At 39.4% G+C, this 23,299-nt stretch carries 20 protein-coding genes, 2 tRNA genes and 1 rRNA gene; 14 read left to right on the top strand and 9 right to left on the bottom strand.

Annotated elements, in window-relative coordinates; all coding sequences use genetic code 11:
• Positions 1 to 413: 413 nt before the first annotated feature.
• A 5S ribosomal RNA gene (gene rrf, locus Q0779_RS14055) occupies positions 414 to 529 on the top strand.
• 644 nt (positions 530 to 1,173) lie between these two features.
• Here the strand turns inward: rrf and Q0779_RS14060 are convergent.
• A complete protein-coding gene (locus Q0779_RS14060) occupies positions 1,174 to 3,144 on the bottom strand; it encodes a transglycosylase SLT domain-containing protein (protein ID WP_298773458.1) in 1,971 nt (656 codons plus the stop codon).
• A 225-nt stretch (positions 3,145 to 3,369) separates the two neighbouring features.
• Positions 3,370 to 4,860, bottom strand: coding sequence for a DNA recombination protein RmuC (gene rmuC, locus Q0779_RS14065; protein WP_298773459.1), 1,491 nt, complete (start codon positions 4,858 to 4,860; stop codon positions 3,370 to 3,372).
• Positions 4,861 to 5,082: 222 nt separating this feature from the next.
• On the opposite strand from rmuC, the gene msrP reads away from it, so the two are divergent.
• On the top strand, positions 5,083 to 6,105 hold the full coding sequence (gene msrP / locus Q0779_RS14070) for a protein-methionine-sulfoxide reductase catalytic subunit MsrP (RefSeq protein WP_298773461.1): 1,023 nt from the start codon (positions 5,083 to 5,085) through the stop codon (positions 6,103 to 6,105).
• The gene (gene msrQ / locus Q0779_RS14075) at positions 6,105 to 6,722 is read left to right on the top strand and encodes a protein-methionine-sulfoxide reductase heme-binding subunit MsrQ (protein ID WP_298773463.1); all 618 of its coding nucleotides are present in this window, start codon (positions 6,105 to 6,107) and stop codon (positions 6,720 to 6,722) included. The genes msrP and msrQ overlap by 1 nt, the downstream gene beginning before the upstream one ends.
• 361 nt (positions 6,723 to 7,083) lie before the next feature.
• Here the strand turns inward: msrQ and Q0779_RS14080 are convergent, their stop codons facing one another.
• The gene (locus Q0779_RS14080; protein WP_298773464.1) at positions 7,084 to 7,404 is read right to left on the bottom strand and encodes a hypothetical protein; all 321 of its coding nucleotides are present in this window, start codon (positions 7,402 to 7,404) and stop codon (positions 7,084 to 7,086) included.
• Between the two features lie 180 nt (positions 7,405 to 7,584).
• On the opposite strand from Q0779_RS14080, the gene Q0779_RS14085 reads away from it, so the two are divergent.
• The 3 genes from Q0779_RS14085 to Q0779_RS14095 are packed head-to-tail and all read left to right on the top strand — an operon-like array spanning position 7,585 to position 10,486.
• Positions 7,585 to 8,079 carry a putative 4-hydroxy-4-methyl-2-oxoglutarate aldolase gene (locus Q0779_RS14085; protein WP_298773465.1) on the top strand — a complete coding sequence of 165 codons (495 nt, stop codon included), beginning with the start codon at positions 7,585 to 7,587 and terminating at the stop codon, positions 8,077 to 8,079.
• A gap of 29 nt (positions 8,080 to 8,108) precedes the next feature.
• Entirely contained in the window at positions 8,109 to 9,953 is a 1,845-nt protein-coding gene (locus Q0779_RS14090) for an AsmA family protein (protein WP_298773466.1), read from the top strand.
• Positions 9,953 to 10,486, top strand: a complete 534-nt coding sequence (locus Q0779_RS14095; RefSeq protein ID WP_298773467.1) for a BsuPI-related putative proteinase inhibitor — start codon at positions 9,953 to 9,955, stop codon at positions 10,484 to 10,486. Before Q0779_RS14090 ends, Q0779_RS14095 begins: the two co-directional genes overlap by 1 nt.
• Positions 10,487 to 10,614: 128 nt before the next feature.
• Here Q0779_RS14095 and Q0779_RS14100 read toward each other — a convergent pair whose 3' ends face one another.
• The 3 genes from Q0779_RS14100 to Q0779_RS14110 form a co-directional block, all read right to left on the bottom strand.
• On the bottom strand, positions 10,615 to 12,168 hold the full coding sequence (locus tag Q0779_RS14100) for a LysM peptidoglycan-binding domain-containing protein (RefSeq protein ID WP_298773468.1): 1,554 nt from the start codon (positions 12,166 to 12,168) through the stop codon (positions 10,615 to 10,617).
• 89 nt (positions 12,169 to 12,257) lie between these two features.
• The gene (gene gloB, locus Q0779_RS14105; protein WP_298773470.1) at positions 12,258 to 13,049 is read right to left on the bottom strand and encodes a hydroxyacylglutathione hydrolase; all 792 of its coding nucleotides are present in this window, start codon (positions 13,047 to 13,049) and stop codon (positions 12,258 to 12,260) included.
• Positions 13,018 to 13,200, bottom strand: coding sequence for a hypothetical protein (locus tag Q0779_RS14110; RefSeq protein WP_298773471.1), 183 nt, complete (start codon positions 13,198 to 13,200; stop codon positions 13,018 to 13,020). The genes gloB and Q0779_RS14110 overlap by 32 nt, the downstream gene beginning before the upstream one ends.
• A gap of 359 nt (positions 13,201 to 13,559) precedes the next feature.
• Between Q0779_RS14110 and Q0779_RS14115 the strand changes: the two genes are divergently transcribed.
• On the top strand, positions 13,560 to 14,282 hold the full coding sequence (locus Q0779_RS14115) for a methyltransferase domain-containing protein (RefSeq protein WP_298773579.1): 723 nt from the start codon (positions 13,560 to 13,562) through the stop codon (positions 14,280 to 14,282).
• Positions 14,283 to 14,307: 25 nt separating this feature from the next.
• On the top strand, positions 14,308 to 15,210 hold the full coding sequence (locus Q0779_RS14120; RefSeq protein WP_298773473.1) for a LysR substrate-binding domain-containing protein: 903 nt from the start codon (positions 14,308 to 14,310) through the stop codon (positions 15,208 to 15,210).
• Between the two features lie 7 nt (positions 15,211 to 15,217).
• On the opposite strand, the gene rnhA is transcribed toward Q0779_RS14120, so the two are convergent.
• The gene (gene rnhA, locus Q0779_RS14125) at positions 15,218 to 15,700 is read right to left on the bottom strand and encodes a ribonuclease HI (protein WP_298773475.1); all 483 of its coding nucleotides are present in this window, start codon (positions 15,698 to 15,700) and stop codon (positions 15,218 to 15,220) included.
• 74 nt (positions 15,701 to 15,774) lie between these two features.
• Between rnhA and dnaQ the strand changes: the two genes are divergently transcribed.
• The 6 genes from dnaQ (at position 15,775) to Q0779_RS14155 (ending at position 19,230) form a co-directional block, all read left to right on the top strand.
• A complete protein-coding gene (gene dnaQ / locus Q0779_RS14130) occupies positions 15,775 to 16,503 on the top strand; it encodes a DNA polymerase III subunit epsilon (RefSeq protein ID WP_298773477.1) in 729 nt (242 codons plus the stop codon).
• A gap of 55 nt (positions 16,504 to 16,558) precedes the next feature.
• A complete protein-coding gene (locus Q0779_RS14135) occupies positions 16,559 to 17,965 on the top strand; it encodes a TIGR03503 family protein (protein WP_298773478.1) in 1,407 nt (468 codons plus the stop codon).
• A gap of 201 nt (positions 17,966 to 18,166) precedes the next feature.
• A tRNA-Asp gene (locus Q0779_RS14140) sits at positions 18,167 to 18,243 on the top strand.
• Positions 18,244 to 18,297: 54 nt separating this feature from the next.
• Positions 18,298 to 18,374: transfer RNA gene (locus Q0779_RS14145), tRNA-Asp, on the top strand.
• A 393-nt stretch (positions 18,375 to 18,767) separates the two neighbouring features.
• Complete coding sequence (locus Q0779_RS14150; protein WP_298773480.1) at positions 18,768 to 18,923, top strand: hypothetical protein; 156 nt, start codon at positions 18,768 to 18,770, stop codon at positions 18,921 to 18,923.
• A 31-nt stretch (positions 18,924 to 18,954) separates the two neighbouring features.
• Positions 18,955 to 19,230 carry a hypothetical protein gene (locus tag Q0779_RS14155; RefSeq protein ID WP_298773482.1) on the top strand — a complete coding sequence of 92 codons (276 nt, stop codon included), beginning with the start codon at positions 18,955 to 18,957 and terminating at the stop codon, positions 19,228 to 19,230.
• Positions 19,231 to 19,380: 150 nt separating this feature from the next.
• On the opposite strand, the gene Q0779_RS14160 is transcribed toward Q0779_RS14155, so the two are convergent.
• Positions 19,381 to 21,804, bottom strand: a complete 2,424-nt coding sequence (locus Q0779_RS14160; protein ID WP_298773483.1) for a hypothetical protein — start codon at positions 21,802 to 21,804, stop codon at positions 19,381 to 19,383.
• Positions 21,805 to 21,940: 136 nt separating this feature from the next.
• The gene (locus Q0779_RS14165) at positions 21,941 to 23,161 is read right to left on the bottom strand and encodes an alpha-xenorhabdolysin family binary toxin subunit A (RefSeq protein WP_298773485.1); all 1,221 of its coding nucleotides are present in this window, start codon (positions 23,159 to 23,161) and stop codon (positions 21,941 to 21,943) included.
• Positions 23,162 to 23,299 lie beyond the last annotated feature (138 nt).

Below are 23,299 nucleotides of genomic sequence, written 5' to 3' on the forward strand. Positions count from 1 at the left end.
AAGCGTTGTGAGGCGTTGAGCTAACTGATACTAATGACTCGTGAGGCTTAACCATACAACCCTAATGGGTTTTACCAGAAATGTTCTACTGAAAATGTTCCATACATTTTTAAGTATTTCCTACATCCTTGTAGGTCACCACATTTCTTGGCACTTCCTCCATCCATGGAGGTCGTAAACTAATTATTTCTACGTACAAAATTAGAACACTTAATGTAAGTGGTCATAAAATGCTCCTACTTTTATGACATAAAGTACTTCCATGTACTTCAAACTCGATATTTTATCTTTTGACCTTAGCGTCGAAAGCAGCTTTTCGAATTTAGGAATAAATTTTATCAAATACATCCCTGTATTTGACCCACAAGGGGCCGCACTGAAGTGCGTTTAAAATTGTTCCATACAATTTTATGTCTGGAAACCATAGCATTGTGGCTCCACCTGATCCCATTCCGAACTCAGAAGTGAAACGCAATCGCGCCGATGGTAGTGTGGGGTATCCCCATGTGAGAGTAGGTCATTTCCAGACGCCAAATAAACGAAAGCCCGTTGCTCACGCAACGGGCTTTTTCGTTTATGGCGGAAATGACCACTTTCACATGGGGGAGTAGAAGGGTCATGCGCAGCATGTTTCCTATCCCATGTGGAGGCCGATAAATGCTCCCTTCAATATCGGCACTTCTGCCAAAATATATCCTATAAAAAAGCCAGTTCAGCATCCATGCTTCTCGTTCGTAGGCCTATGACGTTGTCATATTCACCTTGGCAGTCGTAGGGCGAATATCGCGATAGCGATGTGTTTATGGCTGAAAATTGTTCCTGACATTTTCTGCATTCATCACATCCATGTGGTTCAGCGCGAAGCTTTAGCGTAGCTGGCCATAACAGACGCCACTCTTTGCTGTATCTGCTTTTTGGTAATGACCCATGACAGACGTCATTGTTTACGAGATTGGTATTATTCTACATAAACAAGCGATAACGCGGTAAAAAGGGGCCACAAATGCTGTCCTCATTCTTTTATAAAGCAGGATCCGGCTAAACGTGTTTTACTCTGTGTTGTAGACCTCTTTATTAAAGAAAGGGGACTTAGATGACTAGGCTACATCCTCTACGCCGTGATTAAAACACGTTTATCTCGGACAGTATTTAACCACCAAAGATCAACAGGCCCTAATATTGAAATTCTATTTCAGCTTGAGAAAGAAAGTCGGGTTGCTGGTTTTGTTTTAATTGGTAGATGACACGGTAACTTAATAATGCTTGTACGTATTCTCGTGTTTCTTTATAGGGGATGGTCTCAATAAAACTGATGGCATCGAGTTGACCTTGGGATCGGTCTAGCCATTTTTTAACTCTATTTGGACCGGCATTATAACTGGCTACTGCAAGGATCCTATTTTGATCGAAGTCATTTTTTAATTGTGCATAATAGGCACTACCAAGTTGAATATTCATCGCTTCATCATACAAATAGGTGGATCGATAGTTAACGTTTTCTTTTTTTGCCGTTGATTTAGCAGTATTTGGCATTAATTGCATATAACCTTTGGCCCCAGCATGGGATGTAGCGTAGGGGTTAAAGGCACTTTCTCTACGTGCTATGGCTCTGAGCTCATCGATATCAATTTGTTGCTGGGAAGATGCTTTTTCAAAATGGGATGCCGCGGCATAGGGAAAGCGTAGATCCATATCATTCCAGACTTTTGCTTTGATACTGGTTTCTATACTTAAATTAAACCACCGCTGCTCCAATGCAAAAAGCGCATATTCTTGTTGCATGGCTTGAGAATGCCTGTTGAGTAACAATAACCACTCACTGCGAGCATCGGGAATGTTGTTCATGGTCATCAGTTCAGTGACTCTTGCTAACCCTAGATCTTGATGCAGTTTTTTTCTTAAAGTGGCGAGACTCGGAGTGGATTGATGTTGTAATTGAAATGGTTTGTTTTGCTGCAATGCCGCTAGATAACCATAGAAATGACGTTGCTGGCTGAGTTCATCGAGTAGTTTTTTTGCCATTTTGCTTTGAGCATTGTGATATTGCAATAACCTTGCACGCCAATAAATCCATCGTGGATTGTTTTGTTGAGTTTGACTTAACAAGTCAATATATCGGTTGGCTTGCTCCCAATCTCTATCTTTAATGGCCCAACGAATACGTCGCTCGAGTAAGTCGTCAACAATTTTGTTAGCATGGGAGGTATTATGCTCATTGGCTATGATGGGTAATTGTGAGTCGATACTTTCTTTTAGATTATTGTCTTCAATAATTAAGGCACGCTTGATTAACGCGAGTTGTAATTGGTGTGCTTTTTGTGCAGTAAAAGCGTGTTGCGTTTGATAGCGAGAAAAGAGCCATAGGGCTTGAGCAGTATGGCGTTTTGACAATTTTTTTAAGCCTAAAAAGAGAATGTCTTCATGTAAATAGTTGATATCTTTTAATGATGTATCGAGGATAAAGAATGCCGTTATTTGGCTTGGTCGTTTATAGATATCAAGGAGTTGCTTAGCTTCTGTTGGATAAAGTGTTAACTGCTTAGATAAATATTGCAATAGACTATATTGATTGGCTGTAAATGCCAGTTTCATGCGAGTCCAAATCAACTCTTGGGTTAATTGGCCTGCTTGCATCCAAGCAGAAAATAAGGGGTCGCAAGCTTCAGGTCGAGATTGTCCCCATTGCCAAAGGGCTTTAGCGCCAGTGTAAGCGATTTTTGGTTGGTTTTTGGCTAATTGTGCTCGGAAAAAATAACATTGTAGGGCAATGTTATTGGGTGCCGTTGGACTGATGACTAAAAAATCATCCCACCGCTGAACCTTACCCACTTGTGATAAATATCGCCCCCTCGCACGGTTATATAAGGGAGTATTTTTCCATTGATTGATAATCGTTAAGGCTTGTTTACCGGATAATTCACTTAGGGTATCTTTTTGTGATTGATAATCTAAATATATATGAAGGGGATAGCCATCAAGTTTAGCGCGTAGTGTTTGATAGCGTTTTTTTTGTTTTTTTTCTAGGGCTTTTTTAGCTGCTAAGTAATTTTCTTGATCTTGAGTGAATGTTTGAGAGACAGAGGAAAAACTGAGTCCAATGGTAAAAAATAGACTGAATAGTTTGATAAAAAACAGTTTTGTCATCATTTCTCCTCTGTGGATACGCCAGCGTTAAAGGTCATCTCTATTCTTGTTAGTATTGCTTTTGATTCTATTAGCTTTGACTATACATATAGCCTTTTGTGCCCATTTTGTCTTGTTATTTTTCAATTAGAGATACTATTAGCTGAAGTCATAGTGAATAAGGGCAAATATGAGAAACAAGGCATCATAGTGTTTGTCATATTGCCCGTATATCGATAACACTGTTTATTTTTGTGCATCTTTTTCTGTAGTAATAAAAGCCTGATCGAGTAGTTGTGGGGTTAACTTTTTACTCGTAGGTACACCTAACTGTTGCATTTGATGTGCTTGACGAATGACATTTCCTTTTCCAGAAGAAAGTTTATTCATGGCCTGCTGATAGCTCTTATCTGCGCTGTCTAATGCCCGCCCTAATTTTTCCATATCCTCTAAATAGCCACATAATTTGTCATAGATTTTACCCGCTTGTTTGGCGATGTTTTGTGCATTTTGGTTTTGATATTCATAACGCCAAATATTGTTGATTGTTCGTAAGGCAACAAGGAGATTGGTGGGACTAACCAGCATGATGTTATGTTCAAGGGCGTAATTGATTAAACTGGGATCTTGTTCAAGTGCCAGTAAAAATGCAGGTTCTAAGGGTAGGAACATAAGCACATAATCAAGGCTTTTGAGTCCGTGTAAGGTTTGATAGTCTTTCTGACTAAGTCCTTTGATATGCTGCCTAACTGAAATAACATGTTCTTTAATCGCTTGGGCTTGGATGGCTTCATCATCACTATTGAAATAACGCTCGTAAGCGATTAGCGTCATTTTTGCATCAATAACCACATCTTTATTGTCAGGTAAATGAACAATAACATCGGGTTTGAATCGTTTACCTGATTCATTTTTTAAATCTTGTTGGGTGTGATATTCGTGTCCTTCTCTTAGGCCACTATCTTGTAAAATACGCTCTAAAATGACTTCTCCCCAATTGCCTTGTTGCTTATTATCACCTTTGAGCGCTTTTGTTAAATTTACGGCGTCTTGGCTCATTTTAATATTGAGTTGAGAGAGAGACTCAAGCTGGTGTTTTAAGGCATTACGTTCACTTTGTTCTTGAGAATATGATGCTTGTACTTGAGCACGGAAGCCTTCAAGTTGTTGTTTAAATGGGGCTAATACATGATTAAGTTGAGTATCATTGTGTGTTTGGAGTTTTTCACTGCGGTCTTCAAAAATCTTATGGGCAAGATTTTCAAATTGTGTTTTTAATCTTTGCTCGGCATTTTCAAGTAAGGCGACTTTATCATTTAATGCTTGCTGCTCAGCATCAAATTTAGCCGTTAGGGTTTGCTGCATTGCATTGGCTTTGGACAAGCTGAGTTGGGCTTCCATTTGTTTGCGCTGAGCATCGATCACTTGTTGTTCTAGCGTGGGCACTCTTTCACTTAATGCATGGGCTTTGCCTAGTTCTGATAAATGCCACTCTAACTTACTTTGTTGCTGTTGTAGTGTATTTTCTCTGTCGTCGATGATTTGTTGACATTGAATTATTTCATCTTCTAAGCTGGCTTTTGTTTTGTCCATTTCTGCTTGCAGAGTTGAGCGAACGGTTTCCCATTTATGGCGTGTCTTTATTTGATTGAATAAGGCGCCAACAAGTAAAGATAATAAAGCCGTAGCAATAAATGGGACGAACTCTAACAGTGAAGACAGGGTTATAGAAGGCATAAAAATCACTCTTTATATAGATAGAGGAATAGAGTGACATGCACAGTAATGCTCTGCAAGCCTTTGGATACATAATTGCTGCACTCTTGAGCACTTTATTGTTAAATATTTGCAAGTAAGATGAGAAGATAAACCCGCGCTGAACAAAGGAGTGAATACTTTTGGTTAATTGAACGGTCTATTGTTATATCGAGGAGTGAGCATTGAAAGTGAGGAGCAATAATGTGGATTAAAAAAAGGCCATTATGGGATAAATTCAATGACAGTGATATTACCCCTGAGTCGGTTTACTTACAAAGACGTCAATTAGTCAAAAATTTGGGGTTATTAGGCACGGGAGCATTATTGACGACACCGGCAAAAGCTGGATTGTGGGATCTATTCAATGATGATAAACCGAGTGTGAGCTTTGAGCGAAGTTCACTGACTTTTCAAAAACAGTCAATATACAATAAATCGATTTATGGAGAGCAAACACCCGAAGTAAAAGCCATTTCACATAATAATTTCTATGAATTTGGTACCAGTAAAACGGATCCTATTGATCATGCTCAGTCTTTAACGGTGAACCCTTGGCAGCTCCGCATTGAAGGAGAGGTTGAAAAGCCTATGGTACTGGATTATGACGCGCTTTTTCGTTTATTTCCCTTGCAGGAGCGTATTTATAATTTTAGGTGTGTTGAAGCTTGGTCTATGGTCATTCCTTGGATTGGTTTTTCATTGGCTGAGATATTAAAAAAAGCGGGGATCACCAGTAAGGCGACACATGTGGCTTTTGAGACTTTATATGATCCCGAGCAAATGCCTGGTCAGAAAAATCGTTTTGTCGGTGGCGGGATTGATTACCCTTATGTTGAAGGCTTAACGTTAGCCGAAGCGATGACGGATTTAACATTTCTGGCAGTTGGGCTCTATGGTAAAACATTACCTCCACAAAATGGAGCGCCTATTCGTTTGGTTGTTCCTTGGAAATACGGATTTAAAAGTATTAAATCTATTGTGAAGATCCGAGTGACGGATAAGCAGCCACCCACGAGCTGGAATCGTTTAGCGCCTAGCGAATATGGCTTTTATGCTAACGTTAATCCAGAAGTCGATCATCCACGGTGGTCACAGGCAACGGAAAGGCGTATTGGTCCAGGAGGGTTATTTTCGGCTAAACGGATTAAAACACTGCCTTTTAATGGTTATGGCGATAGTGTTGGGGCTTTATATAAAGGATTAAATCTAAAGGTTAATTTTTAATGCGCTTATCAGCAAAGCAAATCATTTTTATTAAATTGTTAGCTCATTCACTGGGGATATTTCCCTTAGCTTATTTATTTATGAATGTGTTGAATGGGCATGCTGGTGGCGATCCTGTTCAATATATTATTCATTTCACCGGAATGGGGGCGATTAACAGTTTAATACTGACATTAACGATTTCTCCGTTAGCCAAATTTTGTAAGCTTAGTGGTTTGTTGCGGATAAGGCGGTTAGTTGGCTTGTATACTTTTGCTTATGCCAGTTTACATGTTTTGGCGTTTTTAAGTTTAGATTTATTGTTTGCTTGGTCTTTGTTTATGGATGAGATTGTTAAGAGACCTTACATTTTACTTGGGCTATTAGCCTATATCTTGCTCATGGCGTTAGCGTTGACATCTCTGGTTTTTATTCAAAGGAAAATGCGTCATCGTTGGCAGCAGTTACATAATTGGATCTATGTTATTGCTATTTTAGTCCCCATTCATTTTTACTGGTCTGTGAAATCTGAAATAATTGAGCCGAGTTTGTATTTATTGGGCTTGTTTTTTCTTTTATGCTTACGCTATAAAAAATTTAATAGACTGAGTATAAAAAAATCAGACTCACTGCATTAGTATTTTGCTCGAGTGTTGGTTTTATATACTCGGCGTTAAAAGAAATGATTGGCATAATGGCGTATTGATTTTATATTTGCGTTAACAGGGATAATTAACACAAATTAACTTAATCGCCACAACATGAGAATAAAATTTTATTCTCATGTATAAAGTCACATAGAGTCAGCGTTATTATATAAGATACACCATCATATTACGCTCTGAAAAACGATATTCATCTAAAAATGAAGTAACCAAAATGCGCTAAGTTCTGTTGATGGACATTCGATAAATATGTTCAGTATACCGACGCAGAAAGCATAAAACTTCTTGATTGAAATAAGTTATTTAATGTGTTCACCAAAAATGAATGATAATTTTATACACTTTCTTCTTGCTGCTTCATGATCTGTACAACTTGTTCGTATGACAAATTAAGCTGTCGAGATAAATTGATGACCTTGGTTTTGTAGGTTTGAATATTTTCTTGTTGGGCTATCAGCTGTTTCTCTTCTTCAACCAATTCATTCACAGAATCTTGTAATATGTGTAATCGACGCAAATTAAAATCCAAGGAAGAAATATACTTTTTCATTTGAGCTTTATTTCTCGCTTGTTCTAAGTCACTGCTTCGTTTTTTGTCGTAGTTATATTGATCTAATGCCGCGATAGCATCTTCTAAATCTAAATTATTGTTCATTTGGGATCACTTTACTTTAGGTGAGTGTGGACGAAATAAGAATTCCTATCATTATAAAGGGTATTGTTCCAATCTTAAAGCCTTTCTTATTATCTTTTTAACAAGAAACTTATTTTGATTCTTGTTTTGCTTTTAGACTAGGCGTAGTCTGTTTTGAAAACACGGTGAATGGATGCCACAATGTTAGATTTGCTTCCTGATTTATTTGATCATTATGATGATGCGTTGACATTATTGCCTGTAAGGTATCAGTCTTACGGGAAGAAGCCGGTTTTTTATGGTGAAGTTGTTACAATACAATGTGTTGAAGACAATTCTAAAGTGAAGTCTATGTTAACTGAACATGGTAAAGGCAAAGTATTAGTGGTTGATGGACAAGGTTCATCAAGGGCATTATTAGGTGACATGATCGCGAAATCAGCAATGGAAAATGAATGGGAAGGTATTTTAGTGCATGGCAATATTCGAGATGTGATGTGTATGAAAACATTTAATCTTGGTGTATATGCATTAGGAACGAATCCAATCAAGACTCTAAAAAGAGGGAGAGGAGATGTAAATATTGCATTAGAGATTGCAGGGATCAATATTCAGCCTAAAATGTGGATATACGCTGATGCGAACGGTGTCGCATTGTCATCTCGAGCGTTAGATTTATCGGTACTGACTGAATAATTTTTGTTTTTAATTGAATGGAACCTCTAATGAAAGTAATAAAATGGCTAGTCATCGTGTTATTTACCTTATTTGTTGCCTTTGCGGCTTATATTAGTCTTTTTTTTAATCCGAATGATTTCAAACCACAGATAATCGAATTTGTAAAAGAAAAAACGGGGCGCCAATTAACCCTAAAAGATGATTTAAGTTGGACATTTTTTCCTCATGTGGGAATAAAATTGGGTGGAATAAGTGTGTCGAACCCAAAAGGGTTTGAATACCCACAGATCCTTCAGATTAATCAGGCCATTGCCGATGTTGAATTGTTACCTTTGATTGAAAAGGCAGTTGTTATTCAGGAGCTTAAACTTGATGGTTTAACCTTTATTTTAGAAACGCAAAAAGATGGACGTTCGGGGTTAGATGGGTTAACTGGCGTGAAGGCGACGGGATCGAAGCCACCTCAAACAAAGTCGAAATCGAGTAGTGCTGCAAATGTGTCACGGTTAGAGATAGGCGGCATTACAATAACGAACAGTCAAGTATTAATCGTTAACCAACAAACTGATTCAGAGCAGATCTTTTCGTTAAAAGAATTGACGTTAGGCCGTTTTCAGTTGGATAAGTTTGCCACTCTTGATTATGAATTGACGGCAAAGTTACCTGATATGGTATTAAAAAGTGAGGGGCAAGGTGCGATTCGACTCGATAAACAGATGCAAAATGTAAAAATTAAAGATTTTGAAATAAAGAATGAAATCCAAAAAATAGGCAGTGATAAGCCTGCATTACCTTTTGATTTCTTGCTTCAAGTGACCGGCAATTTAAAGGATAAGTTATTAAATGTGGGGATCAATGATATCGCTGCAATGGATTTACGTGGTTCAGCCAGTATTGAGGCTAATTACGGTAAAAAAATTCCAGATTTAAACATAAAATTGGATTTTGATGAACTAAATGTAGATGAGTTTTTGGCTGCAATGTCTGATAAATCGGGGGCGGGATCTGATAAAGTTAAACAGCCTAAGCAGTCTGTTCAAAATCAACAAGAACCTGATTTATCTGCTTTAAATAAAGTGAATGTCAATGCTGAAATGACGATTAAGTCCGCAGTGATGAATAATATCAAATCGGCTAATTGGAATATGAAAGCACAATTAAAAAGTGGCATTTTGAATATGCAGTCATTAACGGCTGATCTTTACAAAGGGAAACTCGTTGCCAGTGCAAAGTTAAATGCGAAAACCCCTTTACCCCATTACTCTTTTAAGAAAAGCATTACCGGCGTTGAAATAAGACCACTACTTAAAGATGCAGCAAATGTGGGGTTATTGGCTGGGCTGACAAATTTGAGCATCGAAGGTGAAGGTTCAAGCCTTATTCCTGATAATATTAAAAAGAATTTGGTTGCTTCTGGAAAATTTGAAGTGGTTGATGGTGCGCTTTATGGCATTAATATTCCTCAAATGTTACGTCAAGCGCAAGCAAAGCTAACAGGGGCCGATGTTACTGAAGGTGAAGAAGAGAAAAAAACCGACTTTACTCGTTTAACGGGCAGCTTCAAGATAGCTAAAGGTGTGGTGAATAATAATGATTTGAATATGGCATCGCCTTTAATTCGTATTAAAGGACAAGGCAATGCCAATATCATCACTCAAGCGTTGAATTACCAATTGCTAACTAAAGTGGTGGGGTCGCTTGAAGGCCAAGGGGGGCAAGGAAGCAATACGTTAAGTGGAATTGATATTCCACTCAAAATAACGGGCACGATGACGGAACCTAAATTTGCATTGGATACAGAGGCATTATTGAAAGGAAAGGTGAAACAAGAAACCGACAAGCTACAACAAAAATTAAAAGATAAATTGTTGGATAAATTAGGAGGATTGTAATGACAAGAAAAGTTTGGGTTTTAATATGTTCGCTATCGATGTTTGGGTGTGCGCCGAGTGTCAGTGATCCCATTTCTCAAGGAGGAGTCAGTGTGAGTAAACCTGACATCAAGGATAAGTTGGCTTTACCTAAAGAAGAGAAGCAATCTGCTTTGCTGGTGGGGAAATTAATTATCCCTGAACATATAGAGAAAAATACAGCATTGTCAGTTGTATTAGAAGTGACTAACCCTCAGTCTTATGGGGTGCCATTACTTTTCTCTTCTGGAAAGAGCGGTGACTTATACATTTATAATGATAAAGGGCAAAGAATTTGGACTTGGTCAGAACAAATGATGTTTACTCAAGCGTTAAGAGAAACGGTACTGGCTTCAGGAAAGAGCATGAAGGTAAAGTTTGATGTGCCTGCAAAGTTAATGAGTGATTTATGGGGTAAAGATTATACCCTGCAAGCGGTATTTGCCGGTAAAGCAATGGAGTCTAAAAACAAAGTGATGGGTAAAGTGAGCCAAAAAGTGTCTTTTAAAGGATGAGTGTTGGCTATCCCCGCTTTTGAGGTTTTCATAGATAAGTCTCCAAAGTGTCAACTTACCTCAGGACGGAACAAGCAGCATAAAAAAAGCGCTTCGTTATGAAGCGCTTTTTTAATAAAGAAAGCAGATTAAGTTCTCACTTTAGTCATATCAACATACAGTTTTAACATCTGGCCAGGTTGAATATATTTCTGTTTTTCTAATGCATTCCATTTCACTAACTGAGTGACACTCACGTTAAATTTACTGGCGATGCGGGCTAATGAGTCACCACTTCGTACTTTGTAACGTACGGTGCGCATGACGGCATTAAGACTTGCTTGGCCATCCGTTGTCCAAATGACCAGTTTACGACCTATCTTTAACGGATCTCTAGGAGACATATTATTCCAGCTGGCTAATTGAGAGACTTTAACTTTATAGTGACGAGCGATTTTCCAAAATGAATCACCAGATTTGACCTGATAATTCACCTTAGCAGAAGCGCGTTTACGGTTCTGTTTACGACTGGTACGCTGTTCTAACGATAGGGTATACTGATCGGGGTTTTTGGCCGCGACGGGGATCAGTAAAAACTTCCCTGCGACTATGGTGTTGCCTTTTATGTTATTAACGGCTTTAAGTGCTTCAACCGTGGTTCGGTAATGTTTGGCGATGGTGCTTAAACTGTCACCCGACTTCACTTTATACCTTTCCCAATTTAACCTATCATCTGGCTCTGTTTGAGACAATGCCTGTTTAAAGTGTTTGGCTTTACTGATAGGTAATACTAAATAGTGAGGGCCTTTAGGCGCGGTCGCCCAACGATTAAAACCAGGATTGAGTTTATGAAGATCGGATGTCGACATATCAGCTAGATTTGCAGCAACAGCAAGATCAATTTGATCCCCGACATCTACGACTTCTATTTGAGGTTGATTTTTGATTGGTTTTAGCGTGATACCGTATTTATCGGCATTTTTGATCACATCAGCCAATGCCAATAACTGTGGTACATAACGTTCAGTTTCGGTGGGTAAATCAAGTGACCAAAAATCGGTAGACACGCCCTTACGTTTATTGCGTTTGATGGCATTTAATACACGACCTTCACCAGTATTGTAGGCAGCAATAGCATATAACCAGTTTTGATTGGTTTTTTTGTATAAATATTCCATCATATCAAGTGCGGCAACCGTGGCTGCAGGAACGTCGCGCCTACCGTCATACCACCAATTCATTTTTAGACCAAAATATTTGGCCATCGGTGAGGTAAATTGCCACAAACCAGATGCTGCACCAGCGGAATAAGCAAAAGGATCGAAAGCACTTTCAACGACAGGTAATAATGCGAGCTCCATGGGGAGATCACGCTTTTGTATTTCATTGACAATAAGGTATAAAAATGGGGTCGCACGTTCAGAAATCTGTTCTAAGTGCTTGGGATGTTTGATATACCAATTACGATACTGGTTGACTAATTTATTATCAGGTACTGGTAAGTGCATATTGAGCCTGATCCGTTGCCAAACATCGTTAATGACAACGGGAGAATCGACGGTTTTTTGGTCGACTTCTGTGGCGATGGGCTTTGCAGCATTTTGTGCTACAGCTTCAGGTTGAACGGGGTTAACAGAGTCTAAAGATTGACAACCCGTTAGCAGAGAAAAGCCCCCTGCAATAATAATATAAGGTGCGCGCATGGAAAAAATTTATCCTCAATTAAGGTCCCAAACACTGTGACTTCATCGGTTCTTGGGGACACGAATAGCGCTGCATTGTATAGTATTTTTTAGACTGTGTCCTTCCATTGACGCAATAGTGCGAAAAATGAACACTCTTTACTTGGATATTGCTTGAAATGCTGACTGATTGAGCGTTGAATTGTATCGGTGTGACAACGTAAAAAGGGGTTGATTTGACGTTCGAGCCCTATGTTGGAAGGTAAGGAAGCTTGATGATGTTCTCGTTGTTGTATGACCTGTTTTTGGTAAGCTTGTAGGTTGACATTATCGGGATCAACTCGTAAAGCAAAATCAAGGTTTGCTAAGGTATATTCATGAGTGCAAAACACTTTTGTGTTTTCGGGTAATTGACTCAATGTGGATAATGAAGCATGCATTTGCTCTGGCGTTCCTTCAAATAAGCGTCCACATCCTCCGCTGAATAAGGTATCGCCACAAAATAAATTATCATCAATCAAATAGGCGATATGTCCTAAGGTATGACCTGGGATCGCAAAGATGGTTGCTTTGATGTTGAGGCTTTTTAAGATAATGCTTTTTTCGTTAGTGATGGGTTGATTAATTCCTTCAATATTTTCCAATGCGGGGCCATAAATAGGGATAGCATTATCCTTATTATGTCGTTTTGCAAAGGTACTGAGTGCCGATATGCCGCCAGTATGGTCAATGTGATGGTGTGTGATTAAGATCCCCGCTAAGGTGAGTTGGTTAGCGTTGAGGTACTGGATGACAACATTTGCATCACCAGGATCGACAACATAAACCGCTGAATGATTATCTTGTTTAATGAGCCAAATATAATTATCGTTAAACGCGGGTAATGGAATAATACGATACATGTGGGCCTGCATTTTTAATATCCGTGAGTGCGACTATTGTACTGACAGATGAGGCTTGTTGTATATACCCGTGATGCTTGAAGATGCAGGATTCAGCTGGAATGAAAAGCCTTTTAGGCAAGGTCATTAATTGCTCCTGCATAAATGACATTTCCATCATCCTTGATGGTCAGCTTGAACAGCATGCCTAGTGATTCTAAACTGATGTTCAGTAACGCAGTATAAAAGGCCTTGCTTTTACATATAAAGAGGCCAGCCCTTTGGGAGTCTGTAAAATCAACTACTTCCGCGTTGCATCACCTTAAAAGGCAATAAGCATTCCTGCAATAATACGCCTTGAATTAGGCACTTTTACAGACTCTGAAAACATGCATCTTCAAGTGTCACGGGTATAAAATATCATTGCTGTCGTTTTCTCTTTTTTAAGATAAGATCAAACAAGGTAGAATAATTAGCGTTATGATAGGGGTATTAAGACAAGGTTGGAGGTGACTTTTGTTACAGCATGCTATGATGTTTCCCCCTCAACAATGGGGTGAATTGCCAAATGGAGAGACAATTCGTTTTACCGTTGAGCAGGCGTTATCGCCTTGGTGGCCAAGAATATTTGGCTATTATTTGTTGAACCTTGGCTCTTTAAGCGCTGATTTGGATAAAACGGGATTGTCGATTCAGAATCAATATTCACTTTATGATGCGCCAACGGCAGATATTATGGCGGAGTTAACTAATCTACCGGTTCAAAATACAGCGGTTGACGCCGTTGTGATGAATTTTTTATTGGAATTTAATGAAGATCCTTATCGTTTGTTGAGAGAGCTAGATAGAGTACTTATTGCAGGAGGCTATCTCATTATTGTGGGGTTTAATCCAATCAGTCCACTGTTTATTGGTAAATTTTTATCTCAATATCAGAATACCTTACCTTGGCGAGGTCGTTTTTTTACGCCTTATCGAGTTAAAGATTGGTTAGGGGTACTTGGTTATCAAGTGGTCAGTGATGAGAGGGTTATTCACCATCATCTGTTGAGTCGTATTACGCAAAAAAAACAGTTTTGGCAACAAAGGTTGAAAGCATGGTTACCCAGTAGTGGCAGTGTGTATGTGATTGTTGCGAGAAAAATTGAGGTGCCATTAACGCCATTGCAAGCCAAAAAGCCCGTGAAGCAGCCGAAGTGGCGTCCAGCAGCAGCAGGGCGTACAGGCCGAGCTTCTTCTCGAATCAAAAAATAATCATTTTTCAACGAAGATATTGTCAATGCGCATAACGTTAAAACAATTGATGGTGTTTGAAGCTGTCGCTCGTAGTGGCCAAGTGGCGAAGGCGGCCTTGCTGATTAACTTATCGGCGCCAGCGACGTCAATGGCATTGTCTGAATTAGAAAAACAGCTGAATACTCGCTTATTTGAACGGATTGGGAACCGGTTGCATTTAAATGCTCAAGGACGTTTATTATTGCCATTAGTGACTCAGTCTTTACAAGGGATTAATGATATAGAGCAGCTTTTTACTCAGCAACAAAATCCTTTGTCTGGTGCGTTAAACATTAGTGCGAGCTCAACTATTGGGAATTATTTGTTGGCAAAGAGTGCCGTGGCATTTTGTCAACAGCACACTGAAGCCTATGTAGATGTGAATATAGACAATACTCGAAATGTTATTGAGTCCGTACTTAATTTCAAAAGCGAAGTGGGCTTTATCGAAGGAGCTTGTGTTGATAGCCGCTTACAGGTAGAAGCTTGGTATAAAGATAGATTATTAGTTTTTTGTCATCCGGCTCATCCCCTTGCGGGTAAACATGTCAATGCTGGTGAGATCATGCCTTTTCCTTGGGTCATGAGAGAAGAGGGCTCAGGCACACGTGAGTATTTTGTTAATGCGGCACATCAATTAGATATACAACCCATTGAAAAATTTAGGTTCTCGTCATCAGATGCGGTTAAGCAAGCGGTAAAGCAAGGAGGAGGATTGGGGGTATTATCTGAGCTTACATTAGAAAAAGAATTAGCTCGTAAAGATTTTGGTGTGATCCATGTTAATGGTCTCGTCCTTGAGAGGCAATTTTATCGCATTAAGCATAAAGATTGCCATTTTACGGTTTTAGCAAACGCTTTTATGCGGTTTTGTGATGATTTTTTGCGTTTAGGGGCCTATTCATAAAGGAAAATCAGGTTGGAGTATCACGGGTATAACCCCTATCTTCTTGTTTGGGTTTAGCTTCAGCGGCTTGTCTGGCTAATGTGTCACAGCGTTCATTTTCACTATGACCACTGTGTCCTTTGACCCAGTGCCAATCGATCTTGTGGGTTTTTATCGCCTTATCAAGCCGTTTCCAAAGATCGGCATTCTTGACGGGTTGTTTATTTGCGGTAATCCATCCTTTTCGCTTCCAGCCATGGATCCATTGGGTGATCCCTTGGCGCATATATTGGCTGTCGCTGGTTAAAATAATCTGACAGGGTTCTTTTAATGCCTCTATAGCAATAATGGGGGCTAATAACTCCATGCGATTATTGGTGGTTAATGCAAAACCATCAGCGATTTCTTTGACATGTGACTTATATTTCATCACTATGCCGTATCCGCCTGGACCTGGGTTTCCTAGGCAAGAACCATCAGTATAGATAGAGAGTTGTTTCAGTTGGGTCATCGAATTGATACCATAGTCATTATTGGCTCGATGAGCATTGTACTCAAAATTGATTTTAATAGTGTAAAAAATTTATGAATATCATTTCTACCGCAAAACGCCAAGTTATTTTAGATACCGAGACCACAGGTATGAACCAAGGTGGAGGCGCGATTTACCTTGGGCATAGGATCATCGAAATCGGTTGTGTTGAAGTGATTGATAGGCGATTAACAGGCAGGCATTTCCATGAATACATTAATCCGCATCAATTAATTGATGAGGACGCGATTAAGGTCCATGGGATCACCGATGAGTTTGTTGCGAATCAACCCAGTTTTTATCAAGTAGCTCAGCGTTTTATTGAGTTTATCGATGGCGCAGAAATTGTGGCACACAATGCAAACTTCGATGTGAGCTTTATGGATCATGAGTTCTCATTATTGCAACCTTTGGGACCTAAAACAGCGGATATTTGTCAAATCGTTGACTCCCTTGCAGTCGCCAAATTTCTACATCCAGGTCAAAAAAATAATCTGGATGCATTGTGTAAACGTTATGGTATTGATAATTCTCGCCGAGAATTACACGGTGCATTACTCGATGCAGAAATTTTAGCAGATGTTTACCTTCTTATGACTGGGGGGCAAACTAAGTTTAATTTATCCAATGAAAAAGCGGGACAAGAATCGGGAGGCATACAACGTTTGAGCTCGCAGCGCACACCGTTAAACGTGATTTTAGCGGCTGATAATGAACGGGTTGCTCATGAAAGTCGATTGGATATTGTAGCGAAAGCGGGTGGTTGCATTTGGCGGGAATAATTCGATTGGAAACACGACTCGTTTAATGATGACAGTATTGGAGAAGTCAGAGGTTATGGATAGCGCTTTGAAGGGAATACGACATTTTTGCTGTTTTATTATTTCTTTATCTGGGCTCTTTTGGGGTCATTCAAGTTTTGCTCTGTCACCTGAAACCGTTAAATTTGATGAGGTGCGTCACATAGACAATCGTGCTCCTGATGCGTTAGGTCAGCACATGGCTAATAATGTCAGTGAGCTAAAGAACCGTTTTAGAATTGATCATAAAGTATCGGGTTTGACATTATTTGTGCAAAGAGAATTTGGTTCTGCACCTGTGGTTATAGTATTGCCCGACGGGCATAAATGGTACGCTAATCACCATCCCGATCAGGTTAAATGGGCGCAAGGGAAGACGGGAGACATGATAGTTATTGACAATCCAATGCCTGGTCCCTGGCAATTACTTGGGCAAATTAATTCAGGCTCAACAGTCACTAAAGTGTCTCATTTAGCGATTCAAATAGACGATATTCCTCAGCCTGTTTTTCAAGGTGAACGTTTAAAGCTAACGGCAACACTGAGTAATGAGACTGATAAACTTCGTCTGCCTGGGCTTGATTATCTGTTTAAATGGCAAGCGCGTTTTATCAGTGAAGGTGATGTACAAGATGAAAATTTTGCTGTGGGCAGCGTCGATGTGGGGCAGTATTTCGATAATGGTGAAGGGTTCGATGAGGTGCCTGATGATGGAGTATTCACTAGTCTGTTGGACTTTAATCAGGCTTGGGGGAATTATATCTTTGAAGTGAAAATGTATAATGCTATTTTTGAACGTGAGCACCGCATTGCATTTCGATTGTCAAAAAGTCCCATCAATATTCGTTTTATATCGGATTTATCATCTAATGAAGCAGAGAGAAGCTTGTTGCTTGAAGTTGATGATGAAGTTCTTTTTTTGAATGAAACCAAAGTCGTTTTAGAATTAATCGGTCCCACAGGTAAGAGAAAAGTCATTGAGCTTAACGATATTAATGGATCGTTAACGCAGGTAACCCTACCTAGAGTCACGCATTTGGGCGGATACCGTGTTAATGTCAGTGCCATTAGCACTGTGAAGGGTAAGGCTTCTCGACGGGGGGAGATAGCCGCAGAGAATAGAGAAATCTATTTAACCTTACCTGCATTATTTTTTAATTTAATTCAACTTCCTCAACGTTTAACCCTAGAAGAGTTAATAGCAGCCAATGTTGAACGTACCGTTATTGCTGAGCAAAATGCTAAACGTTATGCATTAACTTGGATTATCTTGGGGAATTTTTCTTTATTACTCATGGTCGGGCTTGTTTTCGGTATCGGGATGAAGCGCAAAAAGGTGATGAATGCAAAACGTGCCCAGCAACGAAGTGTCAAACAGAGTCAAGCAGAAATGAGCTTGATGTTAGATGAGATTGATTTAACTTTGCCCGATGGTAAGTTTTAGTTAGTCCTAAGCCTTTGGTTGATTGTATGCTTGGTGGATCAATTGGTTTGTGATGATAATTTATTCTTGGTAGTTGATTTATTTATTATTTTGTTTTAAATATGTCCAATTTGGTTGTTTTTTGTCTGGTTGGGTCGTTTTCGTTAAAAAAGTCATTGACGCTAGCCCTTCGCATCCGTATTATTCGCTGCAACTTGATGTGGAGCGGTAGTTCAGTTGGTTAGAATACCGGCCTGTCACGCCGGGGGTCGCGAGTTCGAGTCTCGTCCGTTCCGCCAATCAAGTTAACCAAATTTGATATTGATAGACATTAAGTTTGTTAATGAAGAATTGGAGCGGTAGTTCAGTTGGTTAGAATACCGGCCTGTCACGCCGGGGGTCGCGAGTTCGAGTCTCGTCCGTTCCGCCAATATAAAAGAGATAAGCCTCATCGAAAGATGAGGCTTTTTTCGTATATAAGATTAAAAAACAGTAAGCGCGGTCATTTTCAAGCATCCATACTCTACATGACATTTGCGCATCCATGCACTGCGTAGTTCAGTTGAACAATCCTCTCAAAGAGTTCAGTTAGGCCGATAATGTTCCATACATTATTCAGCAATCACCCCCTATCTCTGGGGGGGAAGATTTTTTATTAGGGACCGCTCATTAAAGCGAGCCATTGGCTTTTGACATGAAAGCGGGTTCGACTTATCTATCTTTCGTTCAAAACGGATTGCTACGCGGTATTCACTGAAGGTTGAAATTGTCAGCGAAAATAGGGTTTTAAGTATACACTCAACAGAGAAAGGCGAGAGGGGATATGAGTGTAATGGATTATCAAAAAAGCGTGCAAGTACATGCAACGAGTGAAGAAATTTATTTGGCGTTGACTCAGGAGATGGAACATTGGTGGACGAGACCCGATAAACCGATTTTAAAGAAGGGGGGATTGCAACTTTTACTTTTCTCCCAATAACTCTTATTGGTCTTTTAGTGCGAAAAAGTTATTGCCCGATAAATTGGTGGCTTTGGAATGTATTGATGCATTTCATATTCAGAAGGGAATGTCTAACGACATTAAAACAGAATGGTTAAATACACAATTGATTTGGAAAATAAAAAATTATGGTATGTACAGAGAAATTCATTTTACTCATTTAGGTTTGGAACCTAACTTATTGTGTTTTGAGATCTGTAAACAAGGTTGGGATCATTTCTTTTTAGTCAGTTTACCCGCTTATTTGGATTTAGCGAGAGGTCAACCTCATACTTACAGGGAATGATAAATCATACCTTCTCCGTATGATGAGTAAAAATATGAGTGGTTTTTTGTTATCACAATGACTACTGTGATCAATGAGATGTAGCCCCGTTGGGAAGAGGTGAGCGACGAGAGAAGCAGTGCCTATCATGGCACTGCTTCTCTGAGTAATCTAATTTTTGGGAATAGCATTACCCATAAATTCAAGACGAATACTCTCGACTAGACTTAAGTCAATGTTGCTCGGTTCTCTTAATGAAAATGACCAAGTAGAAAAGGGAGTGGGCTCGAAGTAAGCAAATGCAAATTGATCGGCAATACCGCCATCAGTGATCAGATTATATTGAACGTTATTCATATCACCATTTTGAAGTTTATAACCAAATAAGCGATATAAAGGGTTCGCATTGAAGGTATATTCTGTGCCTTGCCAACGATCTTGGTATTCACCATTACTTTCAATATCAATAAAATAGTCATTATTAGTAGGAAGTTGGCTTCCTTGTAATACGACCCTTACCGTGCTTAAACGGACTCGGTCGAATAAATTAAAGGCACTATGATCTTGACTGATATGGACACTTAATGAGCCATCCGCCGCAAAATCTGCTAACTGTTGAGGATCGGTGATTTCAATGCTGTTAATAGAGAAATCTTGCGGTGATGGGGTAAAACGATTAAGTGCTTGGGTATATTCATCATTTAATGTGGCTAAATCGAGTTTGTACTCCAAGTAGTCTTTATTTAAGGAGGGACTGACTTGACTCTCGCTTAAGCCCCAATAACGAAAGGCAGCTTCATAGTTTGAGAGGGCAACAAACATGGGACGTTTAAGACTATTCAAATTACGATAGAAGAGGGTTTCAAGTTCAAGTAATGCATTTTGTTCGTTATCGATATCAGCCAGTAAAGTTTCAATACGTGCAAGGTGATTCTTGTTGACTTCTGCCGCAATTAATAATTCAACAAGACGAGATTGTTCTTGAGCTAGATCAATTTGTACTGCGTTAATGGACTTACCATAAACAATGAGTTTTTCAAGTTCGGCTAAATAACCTGTGGCGCCCACAACACCTAAGCTACTGGCCCAACGAAGATGGGAACGAACATCAATCAGTAATACTTCCCAAGCATTATTGCTTTCATGAAGAGAAGGGATAGTAAAGGTCAAGTTTTCAAAATTATTAGCGACTTTATCATAGAGTAAATCTCGTTTGACTGTTGTCGTGAGACTGGCCATGCCATTTACTGCGCCAGTGACTTTTTCAAGCACTCCCGCAACCAATTTTATTTTGAGGGCTAATTCGGTGAGTTGTACGGCAGTATCTGGAATATCGGCAGCGAGAGAGTTGAGTCCTTCGACATTGCCGACAAATGCGCCAGCCATGGCAGAACCAATAGAGCTGACTGCCGTGAATACTTCTAATGCGACTTGCAGTTCTTGTTTTGTTTTCCAGTTTTCAAGGCCGATAAGAAATGCTGAACGTGCAGAGAAAACACTGGATTCTTGTGCTGAAAACTGTTGCTTAATATTGGCAAGTGAATTTTCTAATTCAGTGATATTCAATACTGCTTGCTCGGCAATGGCCGCCTCTGCTTGGATAGCATCTTTCATATTATCAAGCATGAGCTCAGCTTCAATTTTTCTCACATTGGTGGTTTTGCCTTGATCCACAAAACGCTCATATTGGCCCTGATAGTCTTGCATTGTATCTAGATAGCTAGAATAAGTGTTTTGGTAAAGTTGCCTGTCTAGATAGGGAACATAATTGTCGCTTTGGCTGGCATATTCGATGAATTGCTTTAAGTTAGCCGCTTGGAGGTATAGATTAGCAATAAAGGGGTTCTCTTCTAATACTGTGGGTGACGATCTTAAATAGCTTTCTATCCAAGTGAGCATTTTTAAACTTAAGCTGGGGTTTTGATCATAAATTGAAGCGGCCATATCAAAGGTTTTTTCAAAGACAGTTTTATAACCATTCAGATTAAGCTGAAGGTAACCACTCAAGTCTCCACTAATATCTTGTGTTTTGTGTAGGCCTGTTAATTGGGTGATGAGTTGTCCTTGACCCAAAGTGCTTGCTTGGATTGATGTCAGATCGTAATGGCCATCAGGCTGGATGGCCAGTGTGCTTAAATTAGCGGTTAATTCTTGAGTAAAGATCCCCACCATTTCATTGCTCTGTGCGGCACTGTCTAATGTGATGGTGCCATGGCCTTCTCCATTAATTTGTCGAGCAAAAATGAATAAAGATTGATTTTTTAACGACAAAACAAAATGACTGGGTACCGTAACCGTATCGGCAACAATGACAATACTGGTTGGTTTTTCAGAGCCAATACGTGGATCACTTAAGACATCAGATAAATTAACTTGTAAATCGGCAACAATCATAGAAGTTGCACTGATCTCATAAGTGCTCTTTGAAATATGTTGAGGTAGGGGAGTGGGCTCAGTTAACCCATGGAAGTCCGTCCAATTATTAGCTTGAGAATGTAAACTGAAGAATAAGCTGGTGGTCAATATACTGGTAGAAAGTAAGTGTATTGAATTTTTATTGAGCTTGAATAAGTGATTGGGTAATAAGGTGCACATAGACATTCCTTTCAATATGGCTTGATATATTTATTGTTATAAGTGTCTTACTCTGGTTTGACATGCCGTATTTAAACTGATATTGAAGATTAAATACGGCATTTGAAATAATATTAATGAATAAGCCTTGGCTAAATTACAAAGACTCGTCTTCGACTATGATGTAGGCATTTTGAGCAAATTCTGTTGCTTTTGCAGAGATTTCTTGCCATTCAGTTTGGATTTGGCTAACCGTTAGCGAGGCTGTGATACTGGCGACCAATGCTAATGCGTTGTCTAACCCATTTTCACCTTCTGTTGAAGAAATATGTTCTAGCATGACGTTAAAATCGGCATTAATTCCTTGCCAGTGTCCCTTTAATTTATTGACATGTGGAATAGCTGCGCGAATTTTATCTTCCATACCTATGATGCTAGTGTAAGATTTTTGATAGGAGACGTAGATATTTTCTCTGTACGTTAATTGCTCTTGCAATACTTTAATATCAGCCTTTAATTGATTTCTTTCTTTGCGAGCCTTTTCTGCTTTATCGCCATAAATACCCGCTACAGGTGCAGCGGCAAGAATGCCATAAACGGGCACCCAAGCATAGGTCACTGTGGTGGCTGCGATGGTGACATACTTATCATATTCGGCATTAAGTTGATTGACTCTAGCTTGTATTTCAGCAATCTGTCTTTTTAAATCACTGCCATCATCGAGCAAGTATTCCGCATGCGTGGTTCTAAGGGTATCAAGTTGACCGCTTTGTAAGGCGATATCTGCAGCAAAATTAAGAAGGTCAGTTTCTGCTTGGGCGGTATCGGCTTCACGAGTAACCGCATATGATTTCAGTATGTTGAGCAATGAAATGGATACGGCGCGCTGAGTTTCTGCTGTTGCTAAATCACCTGACATTGCGGCTGTTTTCATGGTGACGAGACTATCGAGTAAGGGTTGCATGAACATGGCATGAATATCAGCGTAATTGCTCAGCTCAAGGGCTAAACTGACAATCCCTGGATATATTGTACGGTTCCAATTGTCGGCTGTGGTGTTGACTGAAACGTACTCTTCCAATAAGGGTTGAAAAGTGGTGAACTCTACGTTGCTGGGAATTGCAAAGGCATTGATCATAGATGCTTCTGTGAGTGGTAGGCGCATCGCTTCTTCAACATAAGCCTGAATGGTATACCATTCTTCTTGTTTCAGTAGAAAGGCATCAGACTCTAAATCGATAAATTGGCCATTAGTACCAGTAACAGTGTCATAATCAATGGGGTTGATAGTTGTGGCATAGGCTGATGTTATAACACTGGCACTGATTAAAGAAAGTGCAAAAACAGATTTAATTATTTTTTGAGTGGTTTTTTTCATTATTACGTTTCCTTTTTATAATATATTTTCAGGGTAATAAATGCTTATTGTTAATGTTTAAATATTGTTCCTCACTTTTTTATTTTGAAATTTTGTTTCATGATAATGCTAATGTAAATAAAAGAAAGACGATTATTG

It is taken from the genome of uncultured Shewanella sp. (genome assembly GCF_947491715.1).
Lineage (GTDB): Bacteria > Pseudomonadota > Gammaproteobacteria > Enterobacterales > Shewanellaceae > Shewanella.